This window comes from Stenotrophomonas maltophilia group sp. RNC7 (assembly GCF_030910085.1).
GTDB lineage: Bacteria > Pseudomonadota > Gammaproteobacteria > Xanthomonadales > Xanthomonadaceae > Stenotrophomonas > Stenotrophomonas sepilia.
The window spans coordinates 26,400-38,134 of the sequence record NZ_JAVFVN010000711.1 but is presented as its reverse complement, the minus strand read 5'-3'; the positions used below and the strand labels follow the sequence as shown (position 1 = coordinate 38,134).

General features: G+C 68.5%; 10 protein-coding genes. 1 reads left to right on the top strand and 9 read right to left on the bottom strand.

The window, feature by feature from the left end; all coding sequences use genetic code 11:
- Positions 1-263: 263 nt before the first annotated feature.
- The 5 genes from RCF13_RS15605 to RCF13_RS15585 all read right to left on the bottom strand — a co-directional run bounded on the left by RCF13_RS15605 (position 264) and on the right by RCF13_RS15585 (position 5,255).
- Complete coding sequence (locus RCF13_RS15605) at positions 264-668, bottom strand: VOC family protein (protein WP_061479670.1); 405 nt, start codon at positions 666-668, stop codon at positions 264-266.
- On the bottom strand, positions 665-1,735 hold the full coding sequence (locus RCF13_RS15600) for a serine hydrolase domain-containing protein (RefSeq protein WP_134968539.1): 1,071 nt from the start codon (positions 1,733-1,735) through the stop codon (positions 665-667). The genes RCF13_RS15605 and RCF13_RS15600 overlap by 4 nt, the downstream gene beginning before the upstream one ends.
- 16 nt (positions 1,736-1,751) lie before the next feature.
- Positions 1,752-3,692: a DUF885 family protein gene (locus RCF13_RS15595; RefSeq protein WP_231352236.1), complete on the bottom strand. Its 1,941-nt coding sequence runs from the start codon at positions 3,690-3,692 to the stop codon at positions 1,752-1,754.
- A gap of 94 nt (positions 3,693-3,786) precedes the next feature.
- Complete coding sequence (locus RCF13_RS15590; RefSeq protein ID WP_134969308.1) at positions 3,787-4,575, bottom strand: queuosine precursor transporter; 789 nt, start codon at positions 4,573-4,575, stop codon at positions 3,787-3,789.
- Positions 4,572-5,255 carry a DUF502 domain-containing protein gene (locus RCF13_RS15585; protein WP_134969309.1) on the bottom strand — a complete coding sequence of 228 codons (684 nt, stop codon included), beginning with the start codon at positions 5,253-5,255 and terminating at the stop codon, positions 4,572-4,574. Before RCF13_RS15585 ends, RCF13_RS15590 begins: the two co-directional genes overlap by 4 nt.
- 76 nt (positions 5,256-5,331) lie before the next feature.
- Between RCF13_RS15585 and RCF13_RS15580 the strand changes: the two genes are divergently transcribed.
- Positions 5,332-6,648: a hypothetical protein gene (locus RCF13_RS15580; RefSeq protein ID WP_231352235.1), complete on the top strand. Its 1,317-nt coding sequence runs from the start codon at positions 5,332-5,334 to the stop codon at positions 6,646-6,648.
- A 137-nt stretch (positions 6,649-6,785) separates the two neighbouring features.
- Here the strand turns inward: RCF13_RS15580 and RCF13_RS15575 are convergent, their stop codons facing one another.
- The 4 genes from RCF13_RS15575 to trxA form a co-directional block, all read right to left on the bottom strand.
- Complete coding sequence (locus RCF13_RS15575; protein ID WP_061479664.1) at positions 6,786-7,238, bottom strand: DUF4442 domain-containing protein; 453 nt, start codon at positions 7,236-7,238, stop codon at positions 6,786-6,788.
- A 98-nt stretch (positions 7,239-7,336) separates the two neighbouring features.
- Positions 7,337-8,959 (bottom strand): CHASE2 domain-containing protein, encoded by a 1,623-nt coding sequence (locus RCF13_RS15570; RefSeq protein ID WP_061479663.1) that lies wholly within the window; start codon positions 8,957-8,959, stop codon positions 7,337-7,339.
- On the bottom strand, positions 8,956-10,656 hold the full coding sequence (locus RCF13_RS15565) for a FecR domain-containing protein (RefSeq protein WP_308141327.1): 1,701 nt from the start codon (positions 10,654-10,656) through the stop codon (positions 8,956-8,958). Before RCF13_RS15565 ends, RCF13_RS15570 begins: the two co-directional genes overlap by 4 nt.
- Positions 10,657-10,763: 107 nt before the next feature.
- The gene (gene trxA, locus RCF13_RS15560; protein ID WP_134969521.1) at positions 10,764-11,621 is read right to left on the bottom strand and encodes a thioredoxin; all 858 of its coding nucleotides are present in this window, start codon (positions 11,619-11,621) and stop codon (positions 10,764-10,766) included.
- Positions 11,622-11,735 lie beyond the last annotated feature (114 nt).

Genomic DNA, 11,735 nt, shown 5'->3' with positions numbered 1-11,735 from the left:
GCTTCGCAAGCAAAGCGCCCTCACCCATGTAAGCTCGGTCGCCGCTTGCTCGTGTGCGCAATCCTGCGCACGCGGCAAGACCGGGGTTGGGCGTCCTGCCCAACCCGCCCGAGGCATGCCTCGGGCCCATGCGGCTCACGCCCCCGCAAACGGACCCGCCCCGCCTTCGACAGGTTCCGTGTGCTGTTGGTAGGTGTCGACCTTGGTCGACACGGTAGATCCACGCCATGCGTGGATGAGGCGTCCGGTGGCGGCAATGGGCCTCAACCGACTTCGTACAGCTCCAGCGGCAGGCCGTCAGGGTCAGCGAAGAAGGTGAAGCGGCGGCCGGTGTATTCGTCCACGCGGATCGGTTCGCAGTCCACGCCGTGGCTTGCCAGGCGTTCGATGAACGGCTCCAGCGTGGCCACCCGGAACGCGAGGTGGCGCAGGCCCTGCGCCTCCGGGCGGCTGGGGCGGGGCGGTGGCGAGGGGAACGAGAACAGTTCCAGCTGTCCGCCGTCGGGCAGGGCCAGGTCCAGTTTCCAGGAATCGCGCGCAGCGCGGTGGTTCTCGGCCAGTACGCGCAGGCCGAGGATGCGCACGTAGAAGTCTTTTGAACACGCATAATCGCTGCAGATCAGTGCCGCGTGGTGGATGCCCAGCAGGGCGTCGGAACCAGTGTTCATTGCAGGGTGTCCAGCCAGCGCTGGGCGATCTTCAGTGCCAGCGGATAGGGTTCGGGCGCGTTGCGGTTGGTCAGCACGATCACGGTCAGGTGCTTTTCCGGGTGTCGCACGATCACATTGCGGAAGCCGATGCTTTCGCCACTGTGCCATTGCACCGGGCCGTTCAGGCGCCAGCCGAAGCCGTAGTGCGGCACATCCGGTTCGGATGTCGATGTGGCCGGGCTGAACATCGCGCGGCGCGAGGCCTTCGACAGCAGGCGGTCGTCGTACAGCGCCGCATCCCAGCGGGCGAGGTCGTCCAGCGAAGAGTAGATCCCGCCATCGCCGAGCACGGCACTGGTGGCGCTCTGGTCGGTGCGCTGCCAGCGGCCATCGATCCAGCTGTAGCCATAGGCGCGTGCGGCGATGGTATCGATGCCGTCCTGATGGGCCACGGTGTGGACCATGCCCAGTGGACGGAAGAGGCGCTGCTGCAGGAAGGCTGCGAAATCCTGGCCGGATGCGCGGCCGACGATCAGTGCCAGCAGCGCATAGCCGCTGTTGCTGTAGCGGTACTGCGTGCCCGGCGCGAAGTTCAGCCGGTCCTGGCGCGACAACAGGGCCAGCACGTCGGCGTCATGCACCTGCCGAGTGTCAGCCGGACCCATCAGGTCTTCGTAGTCGAGCAGGCCGCCGGTGTGCGAGAGCAGCTGGCGGATCGTGATGGCCGCCGCAGCCGGTGGCAGTTCGGGCAGCCACTGCCGGGCAGGTTGATCCAGCCCAAGCCGGCCATCCTCCACCAGCAGCAGCACCGCCGCAGCGGTGAACTGCTTGCTGACCGAGGCCAGCCGGAAGTTGCTGGCCGGGGTGACCGCGGTGCCGTCCTCCACCACCGCCAGGCCGTAGCCGCGGCGGAACACTGCTTGCCCGTCGTGCAGCACCAGGACTGCAGCACCGGGTACCTGGCCGTCGTAGGCCTGCATCAGCCCGTCGATGCCCGCATCCGGTGGCGTCAGCACCGGTGCGGCGATACCCGTTGAGGGCAGCAGGCCCAGCACGACGGCGAACAGGGCGACGGCAGGGCGCATGGTGGCTCCGGAGGGGTCAAGGTGAAGGCGTGGGCGTAGTGTTGGCCGGCTGAACCATCCAGCGTTCCATCTTGCGGTCAAGCACGTCCAGCGGCATCGAGCCGTCCTTCAGCAGTTCGGCGTGGAAGCGGCGCAGGTCGAAGGCGGCGCCCTGGCGCGCCTTGGCCTTGTCGCGCAGGGCAACGATGGTGGTCAGGCCGGCGACGTTCGACAGCGCCTGGCCGGGCTGGGCCATGATCCGCTCGACTTCGGCGTTGGCATCGTCGCTGCTCATGTCCACGGTCTTCTGCAGGTAGGTGACAGCCTGCTGCTTGCTCCAGCCCTGTGCATTGACGCCGGTGTCGGCCACCACGCGGGCGGCGCGCAGCAGGCGCGAGTACAGGTAGCCGATGCGGTCGTAGGGATCGGTGTAGATGCCCAGGTCCTCGCCCAGCGTTTCGGCGTACAGGCCCCAGCCTTCGACAAAGGCGAGATCGCCACCGAGGCGGCGGAAGCGTGGCAGCTTGGCCAGCTCCTGCTGCAGGCCCAGCTGCACGTGGTGGCCCGGGATCGCTTCATGCAGGTACTGCACCGGCACGTTCCAGCGCTTGCGGCTGGGCAGGTCGCGGGTGTTGATGTACAGCACGCCCGGTTGACCGGCCGCCGACGGCTGATAGGCGGCAGCGGCGGCGGTCAGTGCGCGTTCCGGTTCCACTGCACGGACCTCCAGCGGTGCCTGCGGCAAGGTATCCAGCACCTGCGGCAGGCGTGCGCTGACCTGCTGCTGCACCTGGCGGTAGCGGTTGATCAGCGCGTTGGCGTCGCCGTACTGGAACTGGCGGTCGTTGCGCATGCTGCGCAGCAGCTTGGTCGGAGAGCCGCGCAGCTTGGCGTCCTTCATCACCGTGGCGATCTGCGCCTGCAGTTCCTGCACGCGCTGTTCGCCCAGCGCATGCAGTTGTGCGGCGGTCTGGTCGCTGGCGGTGGTCTGCACGATCAGGTTGGCGTACCAGGCCTGGCCATCGGGCAATGCGCCCAGGCCGCTGCTGGTGCGTGTGGCCGGCAGGTATTCGGTGGCGATGAAGCCGCGCAGGGCGCGGTAGGCCGGCATGATGCGCAGCTCGATCATGCGCTTGTATTCGGCGCTGATGCGCGCCTTGTCCTCAGCCGGGATGGTGTTCGGCATGGTGCGGATCGGCGACCAGAAAATGCTTTCCTCGGCGGTCGGCTTGATCACCGCGTCCAGCTGCGGCAGCACTTTTTCCATCAGGTCGCGTGGTTGCACCACGCCGGCCTTCATGCCCTGGCGCATGTTGTCGATGGCCTGGTCGAACAGCTCGGGAATGCCCAGCGAACGGCGTGACCAGGTGTCGTAGTCCTGCACGGTGTTGAATGGCTGCGCGCCCGCACCGGAGCCGAGGATCGCCATGATGCTGCCGATGTTGTAGTACTGGCTGATCGGCATCATCCAGCTCGGGTAGCGCTCGGCGGCCAGTGATGCGCGCGCGTCGCGCACGAAGATCTCGTAGCTGAGCAGGTCCTGGCCCTGCAGGCCGTCACTGCCGAGCTTCTCGACCTTGCCCAGCCATTGCGTGGTGAAGTCGTGCGACTGCTGGCGCCAGGCGGCGGACAGGATGTTGGGCAGCTGGTCGTTGTAGCGGGCCTCGCCCTGGAAGGTGGCCTGCAGCGGGTTCAACCGCATCGAGGCATCCCAGTACTCGTCGTACAGGCGCTCCAGCTGCACCTGCTTGGGTACGGCTCGGGCCGGGGCGACCGGGCGCGGCGCGGCGCGGCGCGCCGAGCTGCCACGCGCCGGCGCGGTGGCGCGGGCGGGCCTGGCCTTGGGCTTGGCAGCCTGGCGGGTCTGCGCGGCGGCAGGGCGGCTGGCCTTTTTCTTCGCTGCTTCGGCCGACGGTACGGCACTGAACAGGAACAACGCGGCAATGGCGGCGGCCAGGGCGCGGGTGCGATGCGGCATCAGGAGCTTCCGTGGAACACAGACCGTGGAGCTTGCACGATCCGGCCGCGTACGGCCAGCGTGAAGGCGCAGTCAGCTTGCCGTCGCTGGGGCTTCAGTCAGCCGCGGCCGCGGCGCGCAGCGCGGCGGCCCTGTCTGCGCCCAGGTAGCGGGTGATCGCACGCCGCATCAGGTACAGCAGTGGAATCAAGGCAACCGCAAAGCCCATCTTGTAGATGTAGTTGACGCTGCTGACGGCCAGGAACAGTGAGGTCGGCCAGTGCTGCGGGCCGAGCACGAAGGCGATCCAGATCACTACGAAGCTGTCCACCACCTGGGAGATCGCGGTGGATCCGGTCGCACGCAGCCACACGTGGCGCTCGCCGGTGGCCTGGCGGATGCGGTGGAACACGGCCACGTCGATCAGCTGGCCGAGCAGGAAGGCCACCAGCGAACCGGCGATGGTCCACATGCCCTGGCCGAACACCGCTGCGAATGCCGCCTGGTAGTCCGGCACGCCGTGGCCGTCCATCGAGGTGACCCACCAGCTGGCCGGCGCCAGCGAGATCGCTGCGAAGGCGAACAGGAAGCCATAGGCGATCAGCACCACGGCCAACCACGAGATGAAGCGCACGCCGCGCTTGCCGAAAAACTCGTTGATCGTGTCGGTCATGATGAACACCACCGGCCACAGCAGGGTACCGGCGGTGAAGCTGAGCGAACCGGTCTGGCCAAACAGGTTCCAGTTCAGCGGATCGATGCCGAGGGTGTCTTCCAGCGCGAAGATCTTCACCCCGATCAGTTCGGCCAGCACGGCGTTGCCGCAGAAGAACGCGGCCAGCACGATGAACAGCAGGACCGCGCGGTCCTGCAGCGGGCGCTCGATCGGCGCCACGGTGGTCATTCGCTGCGTTCGCCTGCGCGCGTGAACGGAACGCTGGACGGTGCGACGGCACCGCCGGAAATGATGAAGCTCATGGCCTGGTCGACGGTCCAGTCGGTCGGGGTCAGCAGCTCCACCGGCACGATCTCCAGGTAACCCGAGGTCGGGTTCGGCGTGGTTGGCACGTACACCGCGGCCAGTTCACGGTCGGTGCCGTGTTCCTTGATCACGCGGGTGACCAGCCCGACCGACTTCATGTCGCGGTGCGGGAAATCGATCAGCACCACGCGCTGGGTGCTGCCCGGCTCGGTCTGCAGCATGTCCAGCAGCTTCTTGGCGCTGTCGTAGATGATGCTGGCCAGCGGAATGCGCTTGATCACCGCGCCGACCCAGCGCAGCAGGCGCTGGCCGAGCACGCGGCGGCTGGCCACGCCCACCGCCAGGATCACCAGCAGGGTGGCCATCAGGGCGATGGTGTTCTGGATCCACTCGGCACGGACCCAGCCGAGGTAATGCGGGAAGCTTGTCGCGATCTGCTCGGAAAGCGGCACCACCAATGGGCTGGAAATGCCCGACAGCAGCACGAACACGAACTTGACCACGACCCAGGTCAGCCAGATCGGCAGCAGGGTCAGCAGGCCGGTCAGGAACAGGCGCTGCAGGGAGGGGCGGGGGACCAGGGCGGGGGCTTCGAGCGACATCCGCGCATTGTAGCGGCCACAGCCGGTCGATTACGCTGGGGGATCGACTGCGGCAGCGATGCATGGAAGGGAAGCTGTGTTGAAGATTCTGCGCGGACTGGGCTGGGCCCTGGCAGGACTGCTGGTGCTGGCCATCGTGGTGTGGTGTGCCTCGCGCATGTGGCCGGTGCCGGAATCACGGCTGCAGGCCCAGCAGCGGTTGCAGGCCCGCCTGCCCGCTGATGGCCGCAACGGCTTTGCGCTGCTGTGGACACTCGCGTTCGACGATCTCGACCCGGGCCAGCGCGATCAGGCGCTGGCCCGGGACGTACAGCGCTGGGAGGCGGATCCGCGCGGCAAGGGCGGCGCCCGTCCGCAGCTGGCAGAGGACCACGTCGAGCTGCAATCACGGCCTTCGGCCAGCTGCGGACCGACCGCCAGTGACTGCCTCGCCCAGGTGCGCGCGGACCCGCAGCGCTTCGTCGATGCCCACGCTGGCCACCAGCAGCTGCATGCGCGCCTGGACCAGCTGGCCGATGCGGATCACTTCGTGTCGCCGTTCCGGCCCAAAGGGGAAGGCATCCTGGTGCCGATGCCGACCTATGGTTTGGTGATCGATGCCACCAGCGCACGCGCGCTGGCCTATGTGCAGGGTGATATCGACGGTGCGCTGCGTGGCAGTTGCCGCGGGCTTCAGCTGGGCCGCCGGCTGGTGACGGGCGGCAGCTACCTGGTGGAGAGCATCATCGGTGCCAGCCTGGTGCAGGCCAATGCCCAGTTGCTGGCCGACATGCTGGTCGAACTGCCGGCCGACCAGCCGCTGCCAGCGGAATGCGAGCAGGCGATGAAGCCGATGCGGGCCGCCGAACAGAGCCTGTGCCGTGCGATGCAGGGCGAGTATGCGATGAGCAGGGCTGCGATCGAAACCTCGGCGCAGGAGTTCGGTGGTGTGCTGGTCCTCGATCGCCGCAGCACCCTGGCGCGTGTGGCGGGCAACCTGGGCTGGGCCTGTGGCGCGGCGGCGATGACCGCGCTGGAGGCGGATCGCCCGCTGCCGGTGCCGGCACCGCCGCAGCATGACTTCGGCTGCCTGTCGAACGTCATGGGGTGCGTGCTGGCCGATATCGCGGGCCCGGCCTATCCGGCCTATTCGTCACGGCCCCAGGATGCTGCCGCGATGGTGCGGCTGATCGGTGCGCAACGCTGGCTGCGACAGCAGGCCGAGGACCCTGTGGATGCGCTGAAGCGCTTGCCTGCCCAGTTCCGCTCGCAGGTGCGCACACCGCAGTTGTCGGCCGATGGCCGCCGGCTGCAGGTAGCGCGGCGCTCAGCGCCGCGCAGCACCGACGAGAGCCCATGGTTGTCGGTACCGATGGTGGCGGGGGACGCCCCGGCCGCCGCCGCGCGCGACTGAGCAGCGGCGGCCAGTGCGCGCTGTCCTCGTCATCCTCGCGGCCGCCTTCGCTCCGCGTCGCACCGCAGGTGCACACGCGCATACGGGCGCATCGGAGCCTCCCTGGCAGGGCAGCAGAGGACAGCGCCCGCGCCGGATCAGCGCGCGTGTGGCTTCAACCGCAGATAGACCTGCTTGCGCACCTGGGCGACCACCTCGCCGCTTTCGTCGACGACGTCGTTGCTGAACCAGCGCAGCACCTTCTCGCCGCCCGCTGCTTCGGCACGCAGTTCGGCCAGCAGCGCATCGTCGATGCGGAACGAGGTGCGCACCGTGCCCCGGCCAGGCTTGAGGAAATCGATCGCACCGGCCCGGTCCCACACGTAGTAGTCACGGCCGAGGATGTGCAGCAGGCCCAGCATCCAGAACGGGTCGGTCATCGCGAACAGGCTGCCGCCGAAATGCGTGCCGACGTAGTTGCGGTTCCACGGCCGCAGCCGCAGCTCGACGTCGATCTGCCGGTAATCGGGCGTGATGCGGGTGACATGGATGCCGGTGAACAGGAACGGCGGCCACAGGTTGATGCCGAAGCGGAACAGGCGGGCGTTCATGCGGGTCCGGGGGCGCGAGGCGAGGCGCCCAGTCTAACCATTCGCATGCGTATGTTGCACCCCGGGCGTGTGTTCAACGGCGGCGTGCATGTCCTGCCTCATGGGCCGTCGATCATGTACCCGTCGCGGCCGTTGGCCTTGGCCTGATAAAGGGCGGTGTCGGCGCCTTCCACGAAATGGTGGGGCTGCAGTTCGCCGTCGGGCACGCGGGTGAATACGCCGATGGTGAGCGTGACGGTATCGTCGCTGCCATCGCCCGGCGCCGGCAATGCGCGCACGCAGGCAATCAGGTCCTCAATCACCTGGCGTGCGCCCTCGGCCGGTGTATCCGGCAGCACCAGCGCGAATTCGTCGCCACCGTAGCGTGCCGCCATGTCGCGCGGGCGGCGCGCATGGGCGCCGATCAGGCGGGCGACATCACGCAGCACGCGGTCGCCGACCTGGTGCCCGTGGCGATCGTTATGGCGCTTGAAGTGGTCGACGTCGATCAACGCCAGGCTCAATGGCTTGCCGCTGCGCCGCGCTGCATCGCATTCCTGCTGCAGCGACTGCTCGAAGCGGAGGCGGTTGCCCAGGCCGGTAAGGGCGTCGCGGTTGGCCTGGCGGTGCCAGGCCGAGATCCGCCACACCGCCCAGACCAGCAGTGCCAGCGTCACGCCCAGCATCGCGCTGGCCGGCGCCCACCACAGGTCACTCGTGCGCAGCAGCAGCCAGCTCAGCAGGGCAGGCATCGGCAACGAACACAGCGCGACCAGCCAGGGCAGGCGCAGGCCGAGCAGGATCACGCACAGCGCCACCAGCACACCGCTGATGGCGTGCTGCCAGGCATGCGGTAGAACATCGATCTGCCTGTGCTGCAGCAGCATCGAGGTGATGTTGGCCTGGTACTCGCTGCCGCTCATCCAGAACTCGCGGGTGGTCGGGGTCAGCAGGCGGGGCGCGATGCCGCTGGCCGTCATGCCAACTACGATGCGGCGGCCATGCAGCATCGCCATGTCCACGTGGCCATCGAGAACGTCCGCATAGGACACCTGCGGCAGCCGCTCGGGGGGGCCGGCGTAGCGCACGCGAACGTAATCGTCGCGACGCCATTGATAGGGCGAGCCCAGTTCCGGGTCGGGATCGGGCAGGCCGCGTACGGCACCGGCAGGCAGGTCGGCCAGTGCCAGGCCCAGTGCCGGCCAGTGCGGCTGGCCGATACCTGCGTGCAGATAGACGCCACGGGCGACGCCGTCGCCATCCACTTCGACATCGGTGTGGCCGATGGCGGCGGCACTGGCAGCGATCTGTGGGATCGGCAGCATTTCCTCGGCCATGCGGTCGCCGGCCGCCGGTGCGGCCAGCACCGGCAGCACCACCCGGCCGTTGCGTCGGATGGCGGCCGCCAGTTGATCATCCTGTCGGCTGTCACGGCGATCCGGTTCGGACAGCATCAGGTCCAGCGCGACGCGTTCGGCGCCGGCATCGGTCAGGCGGTCAAGCAGGCGTGCATGCACCGAGCGGGGCCAGGGCCACTGGCCGATGCGCTGCAGGCTGCCTTCGTCGATGGCGACGATCAGCACGCTGGGATCGGGGCGGTAATCCCAGTTGCCGACCAACGCGTCATAGGCCGCCTCGTCCTGCCGCCACAGCCACTGTCCCTGGCTGGCCACGATGGTCAGCACGCCGGCCAGCAGGGCCAGCAGGATCCGCTTCGACCATGGCAGCGGCGAGCGCCTCACAACAACAACCAGAGCAGCAGGGCACCGCCACCCGCGCCGTAGCACAGGCGGCACGGCAGCGGGACCTGCTGGGCAGGCGAGAACGCGCTGGCGTGGCCGTCATCGTCGATGTACTGCACGCGTACATGCAGGGTGCCGCTCCACGGGCGCTTGAAGCTCACCTGCGGCTGGTCCACGGTTTCGTCGACCAGCGGTGCCTTGAAGTCGCCGTGGCGATCCACCTGCACCCGGTAGCGCTGGCCCTCGCTGCCGGCCTGCCAGCGCAGCGTCAGCTCGCCGTGTGCGGCCTCGGGTGGTTGCAGGGCCGGGTCCACCGGTTCATTGCTCAGCTGCAGCGGCAACGCCTGGCCATAGCGGCCCTGTCGGCCTTCGCCATCGCGCGAGGCCACGCGCCAGTAGTACTGGCCGGGCGGCAGCGGTTGCGCCAGGCGCAGGTCGGTCGCATGGGTGGCCTGCTCCTGCAGGGGCTGCAGGAAGCTGGGTTCGGTGGCGATCTGCAGGACGCTGCTGCGCGCACCGGGGGCCTGGCTCCAGCGGAAACGCGGGCGGTCGCTGTTGATCGTCTGCCCATGCAGCGGCGATACGGTCAGCGGCGGCGGTGGCTGGTCACCGAGTTCGAAATCGGCGCTGGCATCCAGGCCTTCGACCCCCTGGGCGTCGACCGCGCGCAACAGGATGCGCAGTTGGCCAGGCGGCAGATCGCCGATCGCCAGCCGGGTGTCGGCGGTGGTGGCGGCGAACAGCAGGATCTCCGGCGTTGCCGCCTGCACCACTTCCACCCGGTAATGATCGGCGCCATTGACCGGTTCCCAGGCAAGCACGGTCGGCAGCGGCGCCAGGCGCAGCGCGTCATTGCGCAGCGCCGGCGCCGGCAGCAGTGCGGAGACCGCAGCGGGCGCCGCATCGGCACTGCTGCTGCGGGTCGCCTGGCCCGGCCGGACCAGGCGCTGGCCATGGGAGTTGCCGACCTGCACCTTGCCCTGCAGGACCTCGGTGGCACCGACGTGCCCGTTATCCCCGGCGCTGACCCGGAACACCGTGCCGCGCACGCTGCTGGTCGCGGTGGGCGCATCGATGATGTAACGCGAGGCGGGGCCGCGCGCCGGCGTCACCCGGTTGCTGGCTCGCCCCTGCTGCAGGCGCAGTCGGGTGTCGACCATGCCGGTGTGGCCGTAACGGCTCAGCTGGTCCAGGCGCAGGCGCGAGTACTCGCGCAGCTGCAGGCGCGAGGCATCGGCGAATTCCAGGGTGATGCTGGAATCGCCTTCGGTCTCCACGGTGTCACCGATATGCAGCTGTTCGCCGGCCTGGAGCGCGCGGGTCGCCGTGCCATCGGCGCCTGCCAGCGCGACCTTGCCGCGCACGGACAGCACCCGGGCCGGCGCCGGCTCGGTGCGCAGCCAGCTGATCGGGAAGCGCAGCAGCTGGCCCGGCGGCAACTGGTAGGGGTTGTCGATGCGGTTGTGCTGCTGCAGCTGCTGCCAGCGTACCGTGGGCTTCAGGTAGAGCCCGCCCAGGTCCCACAGGGTATCGCCGGGCCGGACCCGGTAGTTCCAGTCCTGGGCGCCGGCAATGGCGGGCATCAGGAAGAGGGCGCAGAGCAGAGCGCCCGTTAAATGCATGGCGAACGACAGAGAGCGGACGACGGTCACAGTTTGCAATCCCGGCAATGCGGGGGTGCAGCTGCAAGACCCCATGGCCCCGACCTCATCCCCCCGAACGGATCGTGGCGACCGCATGGCCACCAGCGCGGGCATTATTGCCCGCGTTCAGTGCAGGGATTCTGAACGGAGCGGGTTCCCGTTCAGAACAGCAGCGACGCCATCCTGCGGCGGTACTGGCCGACCAGGTCCTCGTCGGAGATCACATTGAAGGCGTCGATCAGCGCCTTGCGCGGCAGGCCTTCCTCGAATCCGCGGTCGATCCGCAGCATTTCCAGGAACTGGGCCAGCGCGGCCTCGTCATGACCGCCGAGCAGCAGTTGCACGCCGCGCAGGTGGCGGGCCTTGAGGTCCTTGCCGTCAGCGGCGATGCGTGCCTCCAGCACCTCGGCGGCCGGGGCATCTTTCAGCGCGGCGGCGAAGGCCAGGCGGGCGCGGGCACGCACGGCGCGGTCGTCGGTGGCCAGATTGGCGGGCAAGCCGTCGATCAGGGTGCCTGCCTCGTCCACGCCACCGATCTGCAGCAGGGCCAGGGCCAGGTCGAGCTTCAGTTCATCCTTGTCCGGCTCGGCGGCGATCTGCGCACGCAGCACATCGACCTGCGCCTGCGGATCCAGCGGGGCGTCATCTTCGGGGACAGCATCGCCCACATCGGCCGGTACGATGCCGTGCTGGGCCAGGAACTCACGCAGCTGGCCTTCCGGAATGGCGCCCGGGAAGCCGTCCACCAGCTGGCCGCCCTTGACCAGGAACACGGTGGGCACCGAGCGGATCTGGAAGGCCGCAGCGATCTGCTGTTCCTTGTCGACATCGACCTTGGCCAGCTCGAACGCACCGTTGTACTCGGCAGCCAGCTTTTCCAGCATCGGGCCGAGGGTCTTGCACGGCCCGCACCAGGTGGCCCAGAAGTCGACCAGCACCGGCGTCTGCAGCGACTTCTGCAGGACTTCGGCCTCGAAGGTCGCAGTGGTGGCGTCGAATACGTAGGTCGTCTCGGTCATGGGGAAAGCATCGCTTGGCATCTGGAGACCGATTCTATGGTGACGATCGATGTCCGTCTCAACCCTGCCATCACGGAGTACGCCCTCGAGTTGCGGTTGGCGGGCCCGCAGGCC

Coding starts and splice junctions, on each gene's coding strand:
- RCF13_RS15600 (WP_134968539.1), bottom strand. CDS start 1,735: ATGCGCCCTGCCGTCGCCCTGTTCGCCGTCGTGCTGGGCCTGCTGCCC.
- RCF13_RS15575 (WP_061479664.1), bottom strand. CDS start 7,238: ATGAACGCCCGCCTGTTCCGCTTCGGCATCAACCTGTGGCCGCCGTTC.
- RCF13_RS15565 (WP_308141327.1), bottom strand. CDS start 10,656: ATGGGGTCTTGCAGCTGCACCCCCGCATTGCCGGGATTGCAAACTGTG.
- RCF13_RS15595 (WP_231352236.1), bottom strand. CDS start 3,692: ATGCCGCATCGCACCCGCGCCCTGGCCGCCGCCATTGCCGCGTTGTTC.
- trxA (WP_134969521.1), bottom strand. CDS start 11,621: ATGACCGAGACGACCTACGTATTCGACGCCACCACTGCGACCTTCGAG.
- RCF13_RS15605 (WP_061479670.1), bottom strand. CDS start 668: ATGAACACTGGTTCCGACGCCCTGCTGGGCATCCACCACGCGGCACTG.
- RCF13_RS15590 (WP_134969308.1), bottom strand. CDS start 4,575: ATGACCACCGTGGCGCCGATCGAGCGCCCGCTGCAGGACCGCGCGGTC.
- RCF13_RS15585 (WP_134969309.1), bottom strand. CDS start 5,255: ATGTCGCTCGAAGCCCCCGCCCTGGTCCCCCGCCCCTCCCTGCAGCGC.